This window comes from Rhodoligotrophos appendicifer, from assembly GCF_007474605.1.
In the GTDB taxonomy this organism is placed as follows: Bacteria; Pseudomonadota; Alphaproteobacteria; order Rhizobiales; family Im1; genus Rhodoligotrophos; species Rhodoligotrophos appendicifer.
Window position 1 is genome coordinate 89,834 of record NZ_VHKL01000007.1, and the last position, 18,120, is coordinate 107,953.

The 18,120-nt window shown below is 57.3% G+C and carries 18 protein-coding genes; 8 read left to right on the plus strand and 10 right to left on the minus strand.

Going from position 1 to position 18,120, the window contains the following annotated elements; all coding sequences use genetic code 11:
• Positions 1–96: 96 nt before the first annotated feature.
• The 6 genes from acpS to folK all read right to left on the minus strand — a co-directional run bounded on the left by acpS (position 97) and on the right by folK (position 5,274).
• The gene (acpS, locus tag FKM97_RS16180; RefSeq protein ID WP_144293479.1) at positions 97–504 is read right to left on the minus strand and encodes a holo-ACP synthase; all 408 of its coding nucleotides are present in this window, start codon (positions 502–504) and stop codon (positions 97–99) included.
• Positions 501–1,115: a DUF2062 domain-containing protein gene (locus FKM97_RS16185; protein ID WP_144293480.1), complete on the minus strand. Its 615-nt coding sequence runs from the start codon at positions 1,113–1,115 to the stop codon at positions 501–503. The genes acpS and FKM97_RS16185 overlap by 4 nt, the downstream gene beginning before the upstream one ends.
• Before the next feature lie 52 nt (positions 1,116–1,167).
• Entirely contained in the window at positions 1,168–3,375 is a 2,208-nt protein-coding gene (locus FKM97_RS16190; protein ID WP_144293481.1) for a RelA/SpoT family protein, read from the minus strand.
• Between the two features lie 133 nt (positions 3,376–3,508).
• Positions 3,509–3,916, minus strand: a complete 408-nt coding sequence (gene rpoZ, locus FKM97_RS16195) for a DNA-directed RNA polymerase subunit omega (RefSeq protein ID WP_144293482.1) — start codon at positions 3,914–3,916, stop codon at positions 3,509–3,511.
• A 107-nt stretch (positions 3,917–4,023) separates the two neighbouring features.
• Positions 4,024–4,590 (minus strand): L,D-transpeptidase, encoded by a 567-nt coding sequence (locus tag FKM97_RS16200; RefSeq protein WP_428977913.1) that lies wholly within the window; start codon positions 4,588–4,590, stop codon positions 4,024–4,026.
• A gap of 135 nt (positions 4,591–4,725) precedes the next feature.
• A complete protein-coding gene (gene folK, locus FKM97_RS16205) occupies positions 4,726–5,274 on the minus strand; it encodes a 2-amino-4-hydroxy-6-hydroxymethyldihydropteridine diphosphokinase (RefSeq protein WP_144293483.1) in 549 nt (182 codons plus the stop codon).
• Positions 5,275–5,456: 182 nt separating this feature from the next.
• On the opposite strand from folK, the gene FKM97_RS16210 reads away from it, so the two are divergent.
• Together FKM97_RS16210 and FKM97_RS16215 are read left to right on the plus strand one after the other, a co-directional pair.
• Entirely contained in the window at positions 5,457–6,062 is a 606-nt protein-coding gene (locus tag FKM97_RS16210; protein WP_144293484.1) for a LabA-like NYN domain-containing protein, read from the plus strand.
• Positions 6,063–6,067: 5 nt separating this feature from the next.
• The gene (locus FKM97_RS16215) at positions 6,068–6,724 is read left to right on the plus strand and encodes a uracil-DNA glycosylase (RefSeq protein WP_144293485.1); all 657 of its coding nucleotides are present in this window, start codon (positions 6,068–6,070) and stop codon (positions 6,722–6,724) included.
• Here FKM97_RS16215 and smpB read toward each other — a convergent pair.
• Both smpB and dapA read right to left on the minus strand, forming a co-directional pair.
• Entirely contained in the window at positions 6,721–7,203 is a 483-nt protein-coding gene (smpB, locus tag FKM97_RS16220) for an SsrA-binding protein SmpB (protein WP_144293486.1), read from the minus strand. The two genes, FKM97_RS16215 and smpB, sit on opposite strands and share 4 nt — an antisense overlap.
• A 7-nt stretch (positions 7,204–7,210) precedes the next feature.
• Complete coding sequence (dapA, locus tag FKM97_RS16225) at positions 7,211–8,089, minus strand: 4-hydroxy-tetrahydrodipicolinate synthase (RefSeq protein WP_144293487.1); 879 nt, start codon at positions 8,087–8,089, stop codon at positions 7,211–7,213.
• Positions 8,090–8,276: 187 nt separating this feature from the next.
• On the opposite strand from dapA, the gene FKM97_RS16230 reads away from it, so the two are divergent.
• The 3 genes from FKM97_RS16230 (at position 8,277) to FKM97_RS16240 (ending at position 12,711) form a co-directional block, all read left to right on the plus strand.
• Positions 8,277–10,469, plus strand: a complete 2,193-nt coding sequence (locus FKM97_RS16230) for a lytic transglycosylase domain-containing protein (RefSeq protein WP_144293488.1) — start codon at positions 8,277–8,279, stop codon at positions 10,467–10,469.
• A 17-nt stretch (positions 10,470–10,486) separates the two neighbouring features.
• A complete protein-coding gene (locus FKM97_RS16235; RefSeq protein WP_144293489.1) occupies positions 10,487–11,341 on the plus strand; it encodes an alpha/beta fold hydrolase in 855 nt (284 codons plus the stop codon).
• Positions 11,342–11,445: 104 nt separating this feature from the next.
• Positions 11,446–12,711 carry a hypothetical protein gene (locus FKM97_RS16240; RefSeq protein ID WP_144293490.1) on the plus strand — a complete coding sequence of 422 codons (1,266 nt, stop codon included), beginning with the start codon at positions 11,446–11,448 and terminating at the stop codon, positions 12,709–12,711.
• A 71-nt stretch (positions 12,712–12,782) separates the two neighbouring features.
• On the opposite strand, the gene istB is transcribed toward FKM97_RS16240, so the two are convergent.
• Both istB and istA read right to left on the minus strand, forming a co-directional pair.
• Positions 12,783–13,655: an IS21-like element helper ATPase IstB gene (gene istB, locus FKM97_RS16245; RefSeq protein WP_281290112.1), complete on the minus strand. Its 873-nt coding sequence runs from the start codon at positions 13,653–13,655 to the stop codon at positions 12,783–12,785.
• A complete protein-coding gene (gene istA, locus FKM97_RS16250; protein WP_144293491.1) occupies positions 13,652–15,151 on the minus strand; it encodes an IS21 family transposase in 1,500 nt (499 codons plus the stop codon). Before istA ends, istB begins: the two co-directional genes overlap by 4 nt.
• A gap of 307 nt (positions 15,152–15,458) precedes the next feature.
• On the opposite strand from istA, the gene FKM97_RS16255 reads away from it, so the two are divergent.
• The 3 genes from FKM97_RS16255 (at position 15,459) to FKM97_RS16265 (ending at position 18,116) form a co-directional block, all read left to right on the plus strand.
• Positions 15,459–16,076: a hypothetical protein gene (locus FKM97_RS16255; protein ID WP_144293716.1), complete on the plus strand. Its 618-nt coding sequence runs from the start codon at positions 15,459–15,461 to the stop codon at positions 16,074–16,076.
• 84 nt (positions 16,077–16,160) lie between these two features.
• Complete coding sequence (locus FKM97_RS16260) at positions 16,161–17,132, plus strand: metallophosphoesterase (RefSeq protein WP_144293492.1); 972 nt, start codon at positions 16,161–16,163, stop codon at positions 17,130–17,132.
• Positions 17,133–18,116, plus strand: coding sequence for an ADP-ribosylglycohydrolase family protein (locus FKM97_RS16265; RefSeq protein ID WP_205015105.1), 984 nt, complete (start codon positions 17,133–17,135; stop codon positions 18,114–18,116). It abuts the gene before it with no gap.
• Positions 18,117–18,120: the final 4 nt, after the last annotated feature.

An 18,120-nucleotide genomic window follows, 5' to 3' on the forward strand; every position in this document is an offset into this window, starting at 1 on the left:
TTCGTATATCCGCTCGAATTCTGTTAAGCAAACTGGATCACCGATTAAGTCGAAGGACGTTTGCCTTGTTGCGCCGCGGCAACGTGTACGGGGACATCACAGCGTTCCCTTAGACACAGCTGAGATGATGACAACGGCATGCGCATAAGGATAGTCGTCGGTGATTGTGAGATGCACCACTGCATCGCAGCCCGAAGGGGTCATCCGTGCAAGATGATCCCTTGCTGGTCCCGTTAGAACCATCGTCGGACGTCCGGAGGGCTCGTTTACAACTCCCAGGTCACGCCAATAGACACCTTTGCGGAAACCGGTCCCGAGGGCCTTAGAACAGGCCTCCTTTGCTGCAAAACGTTTGGCATAGGAAGCGGCTCGTGCAGCACGGCGGTCGGATTTTCGCTGCTCAACATCGGTGAAAAGCCGCTGGACAAAGCGATCTCCAAAGCGGTTCAAGGTGCGCTCAACCCTGCGGATATCGATTACATCGTTACCTATTCCCAGGATCATGGGATTTCGTCATCCAGTTCAAACCGGTGGCTTGCATGGGCACGACGAGCCAAAATTCGCTCACGCCGTTGTGCCTGATAGGCACCCACACCCTCACGCACCAGATAATAGCTCAAGAGCCCAAATGCCAATCCGAGGATTATGCCTCCAACCGTCATCGGCAGCAGCACTGGTTCGATCAGATCCCAAAATCCGAACCAATTCTCCGTTGTTTCCGGTAGCAGTGAATCGGAGATACGTGGTGGCCAGGTAACGACGACCGTCTCGCTGGGCACTCGTCCCAGCAGCGTTCCTCCAAGGTTGTATGTGGCAATCCAGATCAAAGGAAATGTCAGGGGATTTCCTATAAATGTCCCTACAGCAGCAGCAATGACATTGCCCTTGAGCGCGAGAGCCATAAGTCCAGCCAGCAGCAAATGAAATCCGAGAAACGGCGTAAAGGAAACGAACACGCCGCAGGCAATCCCCACAGCAACACGATGCGGCGACGCAGTAATCCTCCCCACACGATGCCAAGTGTAAGTCGTTGCGCGTCGCCAGCCTCGCTGTGGCCAGAACCAAGTCCGGGCGCGATCTCTGAACCCGGGCTTATCTCGTCGTCCAAAGAGCATGCGGATCCATCAGTTGGAGGCGCTGAGGCGGAGAATGGTTCGATTCTAACGGCTAACCCGTCGTCCTTACAACGCTGCTAACGAGGGGACGTCGTCGGAGCGCCTCCAGTATTTTGTTCAAATGTTTGATATCGGTCACGTCCAGAAGGATTCTCACGTCGTAAAACCCTGGACCTTGAGACGTCATTTGCAGATTTTCAATGTTGCCGTCGTTCTCGCCGATCGCTTGGGTGACCTGGGCGAGAGCCCCCACTTCGTTGTGGATCATCACATTAATGACGACTGGGAACCTCTGTTCAGGGTCGCGCTCACTATCCCACGCTAGATCAATCCAGCGCTCTGGCTCATCATCAAAGTTTTTCAGCGCCTTGGCAAAAATGGGGTAGACGATAATGCCCTCTCCTGCCGTCAGGATCCCCACAATGCGTTCTCCCGGGACAGCTCCAGTATCGGGCGCAAAGGTCAGAGGAAGGTTCGGATCCGATCCTCTGACAGGTATGGCATTCTGATCATTGCTGTGCCTGCGGCCAAGGACGGTGGGAAGGCCGATGGCCTTGCTAATCGTCTTTAGTGTGTCACTCATAACGCCGGTGGGAGGTGTCCCACTGTTGAGCCGCATGGCCTTAAGAAGATCCTCACGGGAGATCTCTCCTCGTCCCACCGCAGCAAGTACATCGGCCACCGTCTGGTTCTTGAATCCGAGCCTTGGCAACGCTGCCTCAATTTCCTTTTCGTCATACCCGTGATTGGCCTGCTTCAGCGTCCGTTCGAGCATTTCTCGCCCCAGGCCGGCATATTGTCGACGCACAGCCTGCTTGGTGGCTCTACGGATCGCGGCCCTCGCCTTTCCGGTAACAGCAAAAGCTTCCCATGCAGCAGGTGGTGTCTGTGCCTTGGAGCGAATGACATCTACTTCGTCACCATTATCCAATTCCGTGATCAGCGGCGCGTGGCGACCGTTAATGCGGCATCCCACGCAGGAGTCCCCAATATCCGTGTGGACTGCATAAGCAAAATCGATCGGCGTAGCCCCTCGCGGGAGTGCAATCAGCGCTCCTTTCGGAGTGAAGCAAAAGACCTGGTCCTGAAAAAGCTCCAACTTTGTGTGCTCTAGAAACTCCTTCGGACTGACCCCTTCCGAGAGCATATCCACCAGATGTCGGAGCCAACGATAGGCATTCGAATCTTGATCGACAGGAACCGACCCGATGCCAGTCCCCGAATCCCCCAGATCTTTATAAAGCGCATGAGCTGCGACGCCCCTCTCCGCAACATCTTGCATCTCCTGTGTCCGGATTTGCAGTTCAACACGCTTACGATGCGGTCCAATCACCGTTGTATGGAGCGACCGATAATCGTTTTGCTTGGGATTAGAGACATAATCCTTAAATCGACCCGGTACAGCGCGCCATGTTTGATGTACGATTCCCAACGCTTGATAGCAGGCAGCGATATCTTCTACGACTACACGAAAACCATAGATGTCGGAGAGTTGACCGAGAGAAATATGCTTGCGTTCCATTTTCCGCCATATGGCGTAAGGACGCTTTTCTCTTCCTCTTACTGTCGCTTGGAGAGCATGATCAGCCAATTTGGCCCGCAATGCCTCCTCGATCTCTGCCAGAATATCCCCGCTTTCGTCACGGAGCCGCGTTAGTCGCTCGGTGATCGTGCGGTGTGCATCAGGATTGAGAACTCTGAAGGACAGATCCTCCAGTTCCTCGCGCATCTGCTGCATACCCATGCGGCCGGCAAGAGGCGCATAGATATCCATGGTCTCTTGAGCAATTCGCAGGCTCTTATCACGTGCCATATGCTGGATCGTGCGCATGTTGTGCAGGCGATCGGCCAACTTGACGAGCAAAACCCGGATATCCTGGGAAATCGCTACAAGTAATTTGCGGAGATTCTCTGCTTGCGCAGCCTCTTTGGTCGCAAGATCAAGCTTCTTGATTTTTGTCAGGCCGTCGACAAGAGACGCAATGTCCGTTCCAAATAGCTCCTCTATCTCCTTTTCAGTGGAGCCAGTGTCCTCGACCACATCGTGTAACAGAGCTGCCACGATCGTTGAGTCATCAAGCTTAAGCTCTGTGAGGATCGCCGCGACTTCGAGAGGGTGAGAGAAATACGGAGCGCCGGATGCGCGTTTCTGAGCGCCATGAGCGCGCATTGCGTACACATAGGCCTTGTTCAGCAATGTTTCGTCGGCATCGGGATCGTAGCTTTGAACCTTTTCGACGAGTTCATATTGACGCATCATTGCCGAACTAACTCTGTTTTGCTTGATATCTCATAAGGCGGCCCACGATCTTGAGCTAAGTTGATGAAAACAAAAAGACCGGAGCAGCCATATTCGCCACTCCGGTTCAAAAGAAACATGATGTTTATTGATTTTACAGACCAGACCGCGAACTACCGGGACTTTCCGCGGGCGGAAGCCCTTCGAGGCCACGCAAAAGGTCTTCCTCGCTCATCCGATCAAAGACGACATCGTCGTCATCTGCGCCTTCGAACTTAGCTGTGCTTGTTGGTGAGGCCAGCATCGGCGCAGTCTCGGCCTCAGGTTCATCCACCTCAACATATTTCTGCATCGAGTGGATGAGATCCTCGGAAAGATCGCCTTTATCGAGGGTTGCATCGGCAATCTCACGCAGCGCTACGACGGGATTTTTGTCGTTGTCCCGGTCGATCGTCAATGCTGACCCCTGTGCAATGGAACGCGCACGGTGGCCGGCAAGCAGAACCAACTCGAATCGGTTCGGCACCTTTTCAATGCAGTCTTCTACGGTGACGCGCGCCATAGAGCTCGCCTCCTCATGTGGTCAAATGCGACGGATGAACGCTTATGTAGGCGCAGCCGCTCAAAAAGGCAAGTCGTCGAACCCAGGCTCTGCAACCAGCCGGATGGCTACTGTACAATTACCGTTGCCCCGACCTTCACCCTGGAATAGAGGTCGATCACCTCCTCGTTCACCATTCTGATGCAACCGCTAGACACCGCTTGACCGATTGTCCAGGGCTGGCTGGTGCCGTGGATCCGGTAAATTGTACTGCCTATGTACATCGCGCGAGCTCCCAACGGATTATCTGGACCACCAGGCATGTAGGCAGGGAGCCCCGGCTGGCGCTTGTGCATTTCGGCCGGTGGGGTCCAACCAGGCCACTCGGCCTTTCGCGTCACCCGATGGGTTCCCTTCCAGGTGAACCCATCACGCCCGACGCCCACGCCGTAGACCATCGCCTGCTTACCGGGAAGCACCAGATAGAGTTTTCGCTCCGCAGTACGAACAATGATTGTTCCAGGTTTTTGCGGGCCGTCGAATGCCTCCAGTCGCTTGCCGGAATAATCGGTCTTATATGCTGCCTTCCCGGGCATAGCGGCAGAAAAATTATAACGACTTTGAGTCATCCCGCTTTGCGCGGAGAGCATCAATAGTGCAGCCGATGCAAGGATAAGCTTTACCCCCATAGCCATGTTCACGTCCTCAAATGGAGCATATTCCTCTGACATACAGGCAGTAGGGAGGATTACAAGAAAGTTAAATGTTCCGGCCCTGAGCATAGGGGCGGAATTGTGATGCGATGTCTATTTTTGAGTGTGGCATTTTGATCACGCCCGACCCAGTATACGGCCTCCTCGCGCGGGCATCAGACGATTGCCCATTTGAGCTGCTGTGAGCCCACTGATGGGGTGGTGCCAGAACGGTGCTATCTCCTGAATAGGACGAAGTACAAAGGGTCGAAGCGGCAGCTCAGGGTGCGGCAGAACCAGTGGATGTCTGCGCCCTGCTTTCCATTCCTGATGGGTCGGACGTCGAGTGACCAAGTCACCATAGGCCAGAAGGTCCAGATCAAGCACTCTTGGTCCCCATCGTTCGCCGCGCTTCCTTCCGGCCCGATGTTCAATCGTGTGCAAACGCTTCAATAACGCGTGGGGCGGCAAATGCGTCGTCACGGCAATGACAGCATTAGCGAAAGAGGGTTGGTGCAGTTTGCCGTATGGCGATGTTCGCAAGATCGTCGAGGCTCTCAGGACGAAAATTTCGGAATCCGAAAAGCTGCCAATGGCACGCTCCACTGTTTCGGCCGGCGTGCCCCATGGACCGGACAAGTTGCTCCCCAATCCGATGAGAATTTGCGACGAGCAGACTGGAAACATTACTGGACTGTGACCTTTATTGAACGCTGTTATAACAAGGCGAAGTCGCTTATAACGACTTCGCTTAAGATAGGTCTCGACGGACCGCTGGGGGATGGTGCCACACAGAAATATGGCTGTGGCAACCCAATTTCATGATGCGGCTCGCGACAAGACGGTTCTATTAGAACGCAGGAGAACCCATGTTCTTTTACCCGGGCGAACGCGCCGCCCTTTTTATAGACGGAGCGAACCTATACGCGACCGCCAAAGCGCTTGGTTTCGATATTGATTACAAGCGTTTACTGACAATCTTCAGAACGAAGGGACGTCTCGTCAGGGCGATATATTATACGGCGCTCGTTGATGATTCAGAGTATTCGCCTATTCGGCCATTGATCGACTGGCTCGATTACAATGGTTACTCGGTGGTCACGAAGCCCACGAGAGAATTCACAGACAGCCTTGGGCGTCGGAAAATCAAGGGCAACATGGACATCGAACTTGCAGTCGATGTGATGGAGATGTCCAGCAGCCTAGACCATGTCATTCTGTTTTCAGGAGACGGCGATTTTCGGTCTCTTGTCGAGGCCGTCCAGCGCAAGGGCCTACGGGTGAGCGTAATATCAACGCTGGCGACAAAACCACCAATGGTCTCCGATGATCTTCGGCGGCAGGCAGATCAGTTCATTGATCTGATGGAGCTTCGGAGTGAAATTGGACGCGAAACCAACGAGCGGGAACCCGCCAAGCGAGACGATCAATACGTTCCACGCGATGATGATTTCGAGGATTTCGCTGATATCTGATTGCCATGGTGCTCACTCCGATCCTGCCTGCCGAACCCTCTAGGGATTGTCCACTGTGTCCACGCTTGGTGGAGTTCCGCGAGGAAGCTCGCCGGCTTCACCCGGATTGGCATAACGCGCCGGTGCCTTGCTTCGGCGACCCGAAGGCCCGTCTCATCATTGCCGGGCTAGCCCCGGGCATGAAGGGCGCGAACCGGACTGGTCGTCCATTCACAGGCGATTACGCTGGTCATCTTCTTTATGGAACATTGCTTCAGTTCGGGCTCGCCGAAGGCGTGTATGAGCAGCGGCCTGACGATACGCTACGTCTGAAGGGGTGCGTCATTGCGAATTCGGTTCGTTGTGTTCCGCCGCAAAACAAGCCGACGCCGGCCGAAATCCGAACCTGCAACCGCTTTCTCGCCGGCGCATTTGCCCTCTATCCTAAGGCTAAAATCATCCTTGCTTTGGGCAAGATAGCCCACGATTCCGTTTTGATGGCGCTTGGCGTAAAGGCATCGTCTTATCGTTTCGGCCATGGGAGCATCCACGAAATCGGCAGCACCGTCCTCTTCGATAGTTACCACTGTTCACGCTACAATACTCAGACCTACCGGCTAACACCCAAAATGTTTGCCGAAGTGGTTGGCGCAGCGGCAGCACGAGCAGGCCTCAGTCCTTAATTGTGTTCGCGCAGAACCCGGGCCTTCTCGCGTTCCCAGGAGCGTTCCTTCAAATGCTCTCGTTTGTCGTGAGCCTTTCTGCCCTTAGCCAGAGCAATCTCGGCCTTGGCGAACCCCTTCTCATTAAAATAGATGCGCAACGGCACTACCGTCAGGCCTTCTTTCTGAATTGCCCCCGACAGTCGGTCGATCTGCCGGCGATGCATCAAAAGTTTTCGTGGTCGTCGGGGCTCATGATTAAAGCGGTTGCCCTGTCCATATTCGGGGATATAGGCGTTAATTAGCTTCAGCTCGGCGCCATCCATGGTGGCGTATGATTCACCAAGCCCGGCTTTGCCTTCCCGCAGACTCTTGACCTCCGTCCCGTGAAGCGAAAGCCCCGCTTCAAAGGTCTCCATGATTTCATAATCAAAGCGCGCACGGCGGTTGTCAGCCACGACCAGTCGGCCATCCTTGCTCTTGTTTTTGGTACCTGTCATTTCGTGCCTAGTTTACCAGTCCCGCGTGTCGCATGGCGGCGTCGACGATCCGTTTTGTCGCTTCGGTGGGCTCCACCATCGGCAAACGGATTTCGCTGGTGCTGCGACCCAGCAGACTTGCCGCGTATTTTACGGGGGCGGGACTCGTCTCGACGAACAAGGCCGAGTGAAGGGGCATCAATCGATCCTGCAATACGAGGGCTTTGGAGAAGTCGCCCGCCAAACATGCCTCCTGGAAATCGGCACATAGACGTGGCGCGACATTCGCTGTTACTGAAATCGCCCCTTGGCCACCATGCGCCATAAAACCCAGGGTCGCCGCATCCTCCCCGCACAGCTGAAGAAAGTCAGGGCCAATTTGATTCCTCTGGAGGCTTGCGCGAGACATGTCTCCGGTTGCATCCTTCACACCGACAATATTCGGAAGATCCCGAAACAACCGAGCCATGATCTCAACGGATATATTCGTAATCGTTCGGCCCGGTACATTATAGATGATTATTGGAATGTCTGCACTTTCAGCGACGGCCTTGAAGTGCTGATAGAGCCCTTCCTGGGTTGGCTTATTGTAGTAGGGCACCACAACAAGAGCGGCATCCGCTTTTGCCGAGTGGGCAAACTTCGTTAGTGATACAGCTTCATCAGTACTGTTGGACCCGGTGCCGGCAATCACAGGGACCCGCCCCGCTGAGGCCTCTACTGCAAGAGTTATCACTCTTTCGTGCTCGTCATGATCAAGAGTCGGCGATTCGCCGGTGGTTCCCACCGGCACCAGTCCGTGCGAACCCTCACAAATCTGCCAGTCAACAAAATCCTGAAAGGCAAGTTCGTCCACGGCGCCGTTGCGCATAGGGGTGATCAAAGCAGTGATCGAACCCTTAAACATCGTTGTCTCCTAAGCCTTTCCCAGCATATTAGCCGGGCCTTCGCTGCGATAATTTAAAGAGCAGCGACCATAGTCTGATGCGGCGCGGCCAGCAAGCTGAACAGCCCAGAGGGCACTCGCGGCTTGCGTAACGATAGAGCAATATCTTTCAATCATAGTGGCCAGCCAATTAACCAATTCCCTAACAATGAATTTGGGGCTCGAATTCAATCTCAAGTTAGGCCAAACTGAGTTGGACATGAGTAAAGCAGTCAGTTCAAAGACGAAACATGCCCATTTGGGGCTGGTGCGAGGTTTCCGTCGGTCGCGCGCGTTTGGCGTGGTGATCCTATCATTATTCCTCGCATCTTCCTTCAGCCGCGAGGCGGCGGCAGTCGATGCGAATTTCACCTTGGCCGTCAGCCGTACGCTTTCTGGGAAGCATAATGAAGCACAAGCTTTGGCCGACAGGCTTTCCGACCCCGTACAAAGGAAGGTCGTTGAATGGCTCTTCGTTCAGAGTGGTTCGCCGGATGTCGGCTATAACAGAATTATAGCCTTTTTGCGCAATAACCCCACTTGGCCTCAACGAGATCTGATCACCAAGCGGCTTGAAAAGGCTTTCTACGACGGAAATCCGTCCGCCTCCGTCCTGCAAGATTATTTCTCAACGGCAAAACCGATCGGCTATGCCGGGATGCTATCTTTAGCCCGACTTTACGTCTTGGAAGGGAACCGGTCCGAAGCCGCGCGCTGGGCAGGAAAAGCTTGGCGGGAAACGGATTTCTCGGCCGAGAGCGAAAAGCGAGTCCTAGCAGAGTTCGGCTCGCTCATCTCATCCGCAGATCATCGTCGACGGCTCGTGCAGCAAATCTATGATCAGAATACAGCCGCAGCCGCCCGTACCGCGGCCCGGATATCCACGGACCATGTCCGGATGGTTCAGGCTGCCAAAGCTCTCTTTGCCGAGTCGAGCGGCGGTCTAAAGCTCCTGAACTCTCTCCCGGCAAGCCTGCGCAACCAGCCCGTGATGCTTTACCCTCTGGTGCGCTATTATCGTAGGGCCGGTCAGGAGGCGCAGGCCAGAGCTATCGCCTCGACGATCAACCCCGCCCCTGGGGAAATGGACGATCCTTACGCCTGGTGGGTCGAGAAGCGAATGCTCGCAAGACAGGCCCTCACCCCGAATTCGCCCAAGGCGTGGGCAGAAGCCTACACCCTTGTTCGCTCTCATGGCTACAATGAGGGATCCGGACTCGATGAGGGTGAGTTCCTCGCAGGCTGGATTGCCTTGCGGTATCTCAACGACCCTCAGAAGGCCCTCGTGCACTTTCAACAGCTGCGCCGAGTGGTCACCAGTCAGGAAAAGGTCGCGCAAGCCGAGTATTGGCTCGGCCGCACCCGAATGGTGCTTGGTGACGGCCGTGCCGCGCAAGCCCACTTCTCGACAGCTGCTCGGTATCAGTACACCTTTTACGGTCTCTTATCACGAGATCAGATCGGGCTGAGCGGGAAGCAATTACCCGTTGGCGGCACGCCGGAGGTGTCTGACAAGCTGATCGCTTCTGTCAGCCGTTCCAATGAGCTCCTGGCGGCAGCACAGTTACTGGCCGGTGCCGGCCAACAGAGGTTGTTGTCCCAGTTCTTCGTGGCCGCCGCCAGACATTCGAAAAGTGCGGACGAGGCAGCAACTGTTGCAACCGTGGCATGGCGGCTTAAGGCTCCGAACCTCGCATTGCGTAGCGCCCGCACTGCTGCCACCAAAGGGTTTGATCTTGGCGCCTTCGCCTACCCGGTCAATGCCGTTCCCTCTTTCAAGCCTATCAAGACCGTAGATCCGGCCCTCATGTATGGTGTGATCCGTCAGGAAAGTGAGTTCAACCCCGTCGCCGTGAGCGGAGCCGGGGCCCGTGGTCTGATGCAGATCATGCCTGATACTGCGCGACTCGTTGCGCGTCAGCATCGGCAGCCCTTTCAGCCCGCAAAGCTTACTGACCCGACTTACAGTCTTGCGCTGGGCACCGCTCATCTCAGCGACCTCGTAGACGGTTTCGGCGGCTCCTATATCATGACGCTGGTCGCCTACAACGCCGGTCCCCGGCGAGTCAGCGAGTGGAATTCGCGTTTCGGTGATCCCCGCAAGGGGCAAATTGATCCCATCGATTGGATAGAGTCGATCCCGTTTGCGGAGACGCGGGAATACGTCCAGAAGATCATGGCAAATGTCATCGTATACCGTGCGCGGCTGACCCCTAAGCAGGTGATGGGAATGACGAGCGAGATCTCTCGAGGCGGGACCGCTCGAACCTCTCGTTCTTCCTCACCTGAAAATATCGCATCGACAGAGGATCGCTGCAGCGGCGCGAGTACCATTGAGCGTTTGATCTCCTCCTGCAATTAGCCTCAGATCCGGCCGAAATGAACGAAGAAGGCTGGCAGCTTCTGAACTATCGCGGCGTAGGCGGTACGAGGCTCGCTGCCCGTATTTACAATAGTGGGCGAAGCCGAGGGCTTCCTGTTCTCTGCCTCACAGGGTTAACGCGCAACGGAAAAGACTTTCATGATCTCGCTATTCGTCTCTCCACGCAGTGCCCCGTAATTGTAGCGGACTATAGGGGCCGTGGTCTTTCCAGCTCTGCAGATTGGCGCACGTACACGCCGCAAGTAGAAGCTGCCGACATTCTCCTCCTTCTCGATAAACTACAACTGACGAAGATCCGTGTCATTGGAACTTCTAGAGGGGGGATAATCTCCATGCTTCTGGCCGCTATCCGTCCTGATCTTATCGAGCAAGCTGTGTTGAACGACATCGGCCCGGTCATTGAGACGCGCGGTTTGAAGAGAATTGTCGGCTATGTCGGGCGAGAACCTGCTCCCAACTGGCCCGATGCCATTGCTGATTTGGCGCGAGCCAATCCTGATTTCGCAGACATGAGTGACAAGGATTGGGAACGCTTCGCCCGCAGGCTCTACCGCGATAGCGGCGGTCGACCAATCCTGGATTACGATCCACTTCTGTCCCGCACCTTACCGGAGACCGAAGACTTGATACCAGAGGCAGCCTCCCCTCTGTGGGGACCTTTTGAAATCCTAGCCACAAGACCACTTCTGGTCATCCGAGGTGACAGATCCGACATTTTGAGTGCTCAGACTCTGGCCAGCATGAAGGACGTCAGTCCGAATGTTCTGAGCATCAACATTCCCGGGCGTGGTCATGCGCCCTTCCTCGATGAACCAGAGGCGCTTGAGGGCATCGAACCCTTCCTCCTCTAAGTTCCCAAAATCGATGAGCTGAGCACCAAAAATTTCCTCTGTTTTTAGTATTTCTACCTTAGGTTGCATTTGCTGCATGATTCTTACAGCATGAGGTGCGCCGAGTGGTTTCTTTGGCCTCCATAAGCGGCATTGGATCCGGCAATTACTTTGCTAGGAGCTTAGGCATCGCGGTCGTCTGTTTGTCCGCAGGCTGTGCAAAAGCGCCCTTCATCAGCATCAATACACCGTCAGATACAGAACGTTCTGAGGGTCGAGCTCTCGCGCCAGATGCGGAAATCGACATCTCCGGCTACCTCAAAGTCGATGCGATCTATGACCTGAAACAAGATCTGGGTGACTATTTCGATTTCTCTGCCTTAGAGAACAAACCGCGATCGCATCATTTACGGGTTCAGGGTCGTGAAACACGGATATCGGTCCGCGCTCGGCACGTTACGCAAATGGGCGCGGTGCGCGCGCTCATAGAGGGCGACTTCTTTAGTGGCAAGCATGTCGAGCCCAACATTCAAATGCGCCACGTCTGGGGTGAGTGGGAGGTGACCGACACCATCCGGCTGGGGATCGGCCAAACCTGGCGCAACTTCATGTCGACCTCCAGCGGCATTCCAACCGTCGACTATAACGGGCCCGCAGGGCTGATGAACAAGTCGAGAAACGCCCAGCTCCGGCTGACTCACAACAGTGGACCATTTGAGGTGGCCCTTTCGATTGAGAAGCCGAGCTTTGAGAGTGCTGCCCTGCAAAGCACCATGCCAGATCTAACAGCACGATTGCAGTACACCCTGCCAGGGGGTGCGTCAGTTTTGTTCTCAAGTGTGGCACGCTACTTTTCTACTGCCGTCACTCCAACAATGGTGAAGGGAGACCAGGCTGTCGGTTGGGGCATTCAAACGGCCGCCAACTTTGAGGTTATGAGGGCCGTTAACCTTTCGACCTCCGCCATGGTCGGCGCTGGACTTGGAAACTACCTGCTCGGGGGAGGTCAAGCACTCTGGCAGGAAGCCGGAGGCAAACTACATCTCAATACAGCACTGGGGCTTTTTGCCGGCGCCACGATCACGCTGACACCGCAACTCAGTACAAATATTGGCTGGGGGTATGCCATGCGCAACACACAGGAAGCTACTGAAGAAGCTAACTTTGCGCACGGGACAAATCTCGCAACGACATCCGTGACTAAGGAAACCATGAGCATTCACGTGAATCTTCTGTGGGAACCCATAGAATCGATGCGTCTCGGGCTGGAGGCCAGTTGGGGCAGGCGCAAATATGTGCAGCCCGATTCTCCTGGGACAAACAGAAATGCCTGTCAACGGCGGAGCAATTCCAGGCCACTGCGGCGGAGTAAAAGCAGGCCACTTGCGTGAGGGTGCGCCGAAGCAGAGAAGGGTCCCGATCGGGACCCTTCTCTGCTTCGGCGGCGTGTCGGGATCGAGGATCAGGGCTTGCTGATCTCGCCGATCTCGGAGTTGGTGGTGTTGGCCTGGTTTCGCTCCGCCTCGGCCGCCGAGGCGATCGCCCGGCGGTGGCCAGCGGATTGCTTGAGACGATAGCTGTCGCCATTCATGGTCAGGATATGAACGTGATGGGTCAGCCGGTCGAGCAGCGCGCCGGTGAGCCGCTCGGACCCCAGGACCGACGTCCAGTCCTCGAAGGGCAAGTTCGAAGTGACGATGGTGGAGCCGCGCTCGTAGCGCTGCGAGAACACCTCGAACAGGAGCTCGGCGCCCGTCGGCGACAACGGCACGTAGCCGAGTTCATCGACGACGAGCAGCTTCACCGCCTGCAGTTCGCGTTGCAGCTTCAGTAGACGTCTCTCGTCACGTGCCTCCATGAGCTGATGAACCAGGGCCGCGGCAGTGGTGAAGGCGACGGGGAATCCCTTCTGACAGGCGGCAAGTCCAAGCGCGAGCGCGACATGGCTCTTGCCGGTGCCACTGTTGCCGAGAGCGATCACGTTCTCCCGGCGCAGGATGAATTCGCAGCGGGTTAGCTCCAGCACCAGCATCTTGTTGAGGCTGGGGATCGCGGTGAAGTCGAAGGTGTCGAGGCTTTTGATCGCCGGGAACCTGGCCTGCCTGATGCGCCGCTCGACCACACGACGCTCCCGGTCGATCAACTCCAGCTCGACCAGGCGCAGTAGATAGCGGGGATGATCGACGCCGTCGCGGGCACACTCGCGGGCGACCTTGTCGTATTCCCGCAAGACTGTCGGCAGCTTCAGCTGCTTGAGGTGATGGCCAAGCAGCACCTGCGGCGTGCCGCTCGTCGTTCCAACCGGCATCGCATCGCCTGTCCCTTTGACGGTCATGCCGCTCTCCCAGGAATGAGCACCGCGTAGTCGGCGGCCGATGTCGTCCTCACAGCCGTCTTCGGCAGGTGCGGGTAGGCGGCGAGATCGAGCCGCGCGGGACGACGCTCGACACGAGCCAGTGCGATCTGCTTGACCGCATCGAAGCCGATCGCGCCGAGCCGGATTGCCTCGGTGACGGCGCCGGCCACGATCTCCTTCGGGATCGCCTCCATCAGCCGCAGGACCTGGATGAACTCGCGCTTGCCGCGATTGCCCATGCGCGCCTCCATGAGATGGCGCAGATGCTGGAACGTCTCGGGAAGACCCCAATCCTTCAGCGGCGCCGCCTGATCGAGCGCGTTCGGCTTGGTCTCGATCAGCGCCAGATAGTGCAGCGGGTCGAAGATGAAGGTGCCCGAACCATACGAACGTTGATGGCGGGCGATCTCTTCGCCGCCACACAGGATGACGACCTGGTCGACGAAGCCCTTCACCATCACCTCCTGGAAGCCGTGGCTGGTCGGCACCGAGTAGTCGTTGCACCGGTAGCGCACCAGCGCCGTCGACGAGACGCGCGCCGCCCGCTTCTCGCAGGGCTCAAGCGGGACAGCGGGCATATCCCGGAAGGCCTCGAGATCGGCGCCAAGCCGTTCGCCGATGGTCGCGGCGTTGCGACCGGCACGTTCCGCCTGCCGCGCCCGGCACCGCTCGGCCAGCATAGCGTTGAGATCGTCGAAGCTCGCCGCCACCGGGATCGGCGTCATGAAGTTCGAGCGGGCATACTTCACCAGCCCCTCGACCTTGCCCTTGTCGTTCCCTTTGCCGGGTCGGCCGAACCTGTCGCTGAACAGATAATGGCTCACCAGTTCCGTGAACGCGCGCGTCCGCTCCCGCTTGCCGTCGCCGCAGATCTTTGCCACCGCGATCTTCAGATTGTCGTAGAGCACCGACAGCGGCACGCCGCCGAAGAAGGCGAAGGCCGACACATGCCCGTCCAGGAACGCTTCCGTCGTCTCGGCCGGATACGCCTTCACGAACGGGGCATCCGACTGCGGCAGGTCCATACAGAAGAAGTGGATCTTGCAGCGGACGCCGGCGATCACGCCGACCGCCTCGCCAAAATCCACCTGCGCATGGCCGGGCGGATGCGACAGCGGCACGAAGGTCTCGCGCCCTCTGGCTCGGGCGATCCGGACATAGTCCTTCACCACCGTATAGCCGCCGCCAAACCCGTGCTCGTCGCGCAGCCGCTCGAAGATCCGCTTCGCCGTATGCCGCTGCTTCATCGGGCCAGTTCGGTCTGCCTCCAGGATCGCATCGATCACCGGCAACAACGCGCCCAGCTTCGGCTTCGTCACAGGCTTGGTGCGCGTGTAGCCCGGCGGCAACGAGAACCGGCACATCTTCAAAACCGTCTCGCGGCTCAGCCCGAAGACACGGGCCGCCTCACGACGGCTGTTGCCCTCGACAAACACAAAGCGCCGGACGGCAGCATAGACTTCCACGGAAAACATTCCCGGCCGATCCCCAAAGGGACCAGCCTAGCCAATGGACGGCTTTTACTCCGCCCGCACCGCCATCACGTCGGCGCTCCATGGCCTAATTTGTCACCGCCCTGCACATGCGACAGAGCGGGTCCAGTCACTCGTCCCATGCGCCAGCAACTTATTCTGCATTATGCACACTATTTTTTTGTACTCCCGTTTTAGGATCACAATGATCAATGTGACTAATTTTGGCGTAGGACACTGGTACTCAACCCAAATCCGTATGGGGCGAAAAATTAGCTGAGTGAAGCACTTCCATGGTAGCTGGGGAACAATGAAAACAATCAAAAGCATCAACGCTCTGGAGGAGTTCGGCCGGGAACAGTTGTCGGCTAACTTCTACATGCGGGACTTCCTATACTCTGAAATCTCCGCATTTCATGGAATTGCAAACATTCCTGATGATCCGGATCTGGCGATTGCCGCCGGCAGACGGCTCTGTGAAGATTTGCTGGAACCGCTGCAGGCGAGTTTTGGACGGCTGGCCATCCGTTCGGCCTATCGGTCCTGCGCGGTAAATGGCTTTGGAAATGATCACGATCTGAATTGCGCCAGCAATGAGAACAATTATGCCCATCACATCTGGGACCGTCGGGATGCCCAGGGATGCATGGGGGCAACTGCTTGTGTGGTTGTGCCCTGGTTTGCCGCCCGGTATTCGGAAGGCGCAGACTGGCGAGAGATGGCGTGGTGGATCCATGACCATCTCCCCTATTCGACCCTGGCCTTCTTCCCCAAACTTGCAGCATTCAACATCAACTGGCACGAGCAGCCCGAGCGAAGGATCGACAGTTACGTCGCGCCAAAAGGCTGCCTGACAAAGCCTGGAATGGAAAATCACGAGGGCAGTCATGCCAATTGGTACGAGGGCTTTCCTCCACTTTCACTTTGAGGGAGGGACCCGTGGCCCGGCTGATGTGGCTCGGCTTCCTGCTGCTGGTTCTCATTATCCTTTGGTCTGTCTGAGAGGTATGTTGTGGGCTTCGATATTATTGGCGATGTGCACGGATATGGGGTGGCGCTCAAAGGGATGCTGGCCGCACTCGGGTACGAGCAGACAGAAAATGTCTGGCGACATCCGGAGCGCCATCTGATCTTCGTGGGTGACCTGATCGATCGAGGTTCGCTGCAGCTGGAATGTGTAGCTATCGCCCGTCGCATGCAGGAGGCGGGGACGGCAACGGTTCTCATGGGAAATCATGAGCTCAACGCGATCGGATGGGCGACTGAGTGGCCCGACGGAAGGCCCGCTCGACCCCATAGCCCCAAAAACAGGCAGCAGCATTCTCGGTTTCTGGAGGCGGTCGGAGAGGAGTCTCCTCTGCATCGGGAGATCGTCAGTTGGTTCAAGACGTTGCCGCTGTGGCTGGATCAGGGGCCGTTTGGTGTCGTGCATGCCTGCTGGCATACGCCGAGCATGGATATTCTTGCGCCACTCGTGCGGCCTGACTCAGTCTTGACCGAGGAAGGATTTGCCAGAGTCTTTGTCGAAGGTGATCCCGTCTTCGAGGCGGCGGAGATCCTGCTGAAGGGAATCGAGCTGCCGTTGCCAAATGGGGCTTTTTTTCGGGACAAGGATCGGCATGAGCGGCGGTCGGCCAGGATCAAATGGTGGGATCGCGCGGCTACAACCTACCGGCTCGGCGCTATTGGCGTGGAAGATCCTGAAATGTTGCCGGATTCAGCGCTTCCGGCAGAAATTTTGGTGACGCCGCCGGGTAAGCCGGTGTTCTTTGGGCACTATTGGCTGAACGGTGCGCCGATGCTGCAGACGCAGCATTATGCGTGCCTGGATTTCAGTATTGCTCAAGACGGGGTGCTGTGCGCCTACCGGTGGGATGGGGAGGCCGTGCTTGACGCATCGAAGCTGATAGCAGTGGCGGCAGACGGAAAGGTCGTTTGCGATTGGGCTTCGGAGCGCCGTTCTTGTCCTCACGGGAGAGGGTAAGTGTCCGATGTGATGCTGGACCGAGCGGTCGGCTGTCTGATGGGGCAGGTCTCAGGGGACTCCCTTGGCTCTCTAGTGGAGTTCAAGGACCCGGAGACCATTTCGGAGCTGTATCCCGACGGTGTACGGGACCTGGCCGATGGTGGCGTATGGAACACGATCGCGGGGCAACCGACGGACGACAGTGAACTGGCCTTGGCGCTGGCGCGGGTGCTGGTCGGGCAGGCAGCGTGGGATTCGGAGCCGGTGGCCGCGGCCTATGCAGATTGGTACTTGTCGCGGCCGTTCGACATTGGCGGGACGACCATGCGCGCCTTTGCGGCAGCCGCCAGCGGGCGCGATGACAGGGCCGGTTCGGCCCGCTCGGCGGCGAGCGAGGACAGCCAGGCCAATGGGGCGCTGATGCGCTGCGCAGCCATCGGGCTATGGGCGTGGGATGCGGCCGAGGCGGCGTCCGCCGCGCGCCAGGATGCGCTGCTGAGCCATCCGCATCCGGTATGTCAGGCCGCCTCGGCGGCTTTCGTAGCAGCGATCCACGTGGGCGTGGCCGGTGACGATCGTGACGCCATGCTGGCCGCAGCCGAGTCGGTTATGCCGGAGGCATCGGCGGCCTCGTTACAGCGCGCGCTGGCACTGGCTCGGAGCGGTCACGGGCCGGAGGATTTCATGCATCAGCAGGGCTGGGTGCTGACAGCCTTCCAGAACGCGTTCCGGCACCTAGCGATCGGTACGACGGTAGAGCATGCGGTAATTGCGACAGTCGGCGAGGGCGGCGATACGGACACAAATGGCGCGATCTGCGGCGCGCTGCTGGGGGCGGCGGACGGGGGAGCGGGCATTCCGGCACGGTGGAGTGCTGCGATCCTGGCCTGCCGGCCGATGGAGGGTAACGGGATTAAGCGGCCGCGGCCGGCGTGTTATTGGCCGGTTGATGTTCCAGTGCTCGCCGCGGGGTTGGTGCGACGTCGGATGAGGCAGTCTTAACAAA

Bases quoted from the DNA above. Each gene is read 5' to 3' on its own strand.
- acpS (WP_144293479.1), bottom strand. From the start codon at position 504: ATGATCCTGGGAATAGGTAACGATGTAATCGATATCCGCAGGGTTGAG.
- FKM97_RS16185 (WP_144293480.1), bottom strand. From the start codon at position 1,115: ATGCTCTTTGGACGACGAGATAAGCCCGGGTTCAGAGATCGCGCCCGG.
- FKM97_RS16190 (WP_144293481.1), bottom strand. From the start codon at position 3,375: ATGATGCGTCAATATGAACTCGTCGAAAAGGTTCAAAGCTACGATCCC.
- rpoZ (WP_144293482.1), bottom strand. From the start codon at position 3,916: ATGGCGCGCGTCACCGTAGAAGACTGCATTGAAAAGGTGCCGAACCGA.
- FKM97_RS16200 (WP_428977913.1), bottom strand. From the start codon at position 4,590: ATGGCTATGGGGGTAAAGCTTATCCTTGCATCGGCTGCACTATTGATG.
- folK (WP_144293483.1), bottom strand. From the start codon at position 5,274: ATGTTTCCAGTCTGCTCGTCGCAAATTCTCATCGGATTGGGGAGCAAC.
- FKM97_RS16210 (WP_144293484.1), top strand. From the start codon at position 5,457: ATGTTCTTTTACCCGGGCGAACGCGCCGCCCTTTTTATAGACGGAGCG.
- FKM97_RS16215 (WP_144293485.1), top strand. From the start codon at position 6,068: ATGGTGCTCACTCCGATCCTGCCTGCCGAACCCTCTAGGGATTGTCCA.
- smpB (WP_144293486.1), bottom strand. From the start codon at position 7,203: ATGACAGGTACCAAAAACAAGAGCAAGGATGGCCGACTGGTCGTGGCT.
- dapA (WP_144293487.1), bottom strand. From the start codon at position 8,089: ATGTTTAAGGGTTCGATCACTGCTTTGATCACCCCTATGCGCAACGGC.
- FKM97_RS16230 (WP_144293488.1), top strand. From the start codon at position 8,277: ATGAATTTGGGGCTCGAATTCAATCTCAAGTTAGGCCAAACTGAGTTG.
- FKM97_RS16235 (WP_144293489.1), top strand. From the start codon at position 10,487: ATGAACGAAGAAGGCTGGCAGCTTCTGAACTATCGCGGCGTAGGCGGT.
- istB (WP_281290112.1), bottom strand. From the start codon at position 13,655: ATGACCGTCAAAGGGACAGGCGATGCGATGCCGGTTGGAACGACGAGC.
- istA (WP_144293491.1), bottom strand. From the start codon at position 15,151: ATGTTTTCCGTGGAAGTCTATGCTGCCGTCCGGCGCTTTGTGTTTGTC.
- FKM97_RS16255 (WP_144293716.1), top strand. From the start codon at position 15,459: ATGAAAACAATCAAAAGCATCAACGCTCTGGAGGAGTTCGGCCGGGAA.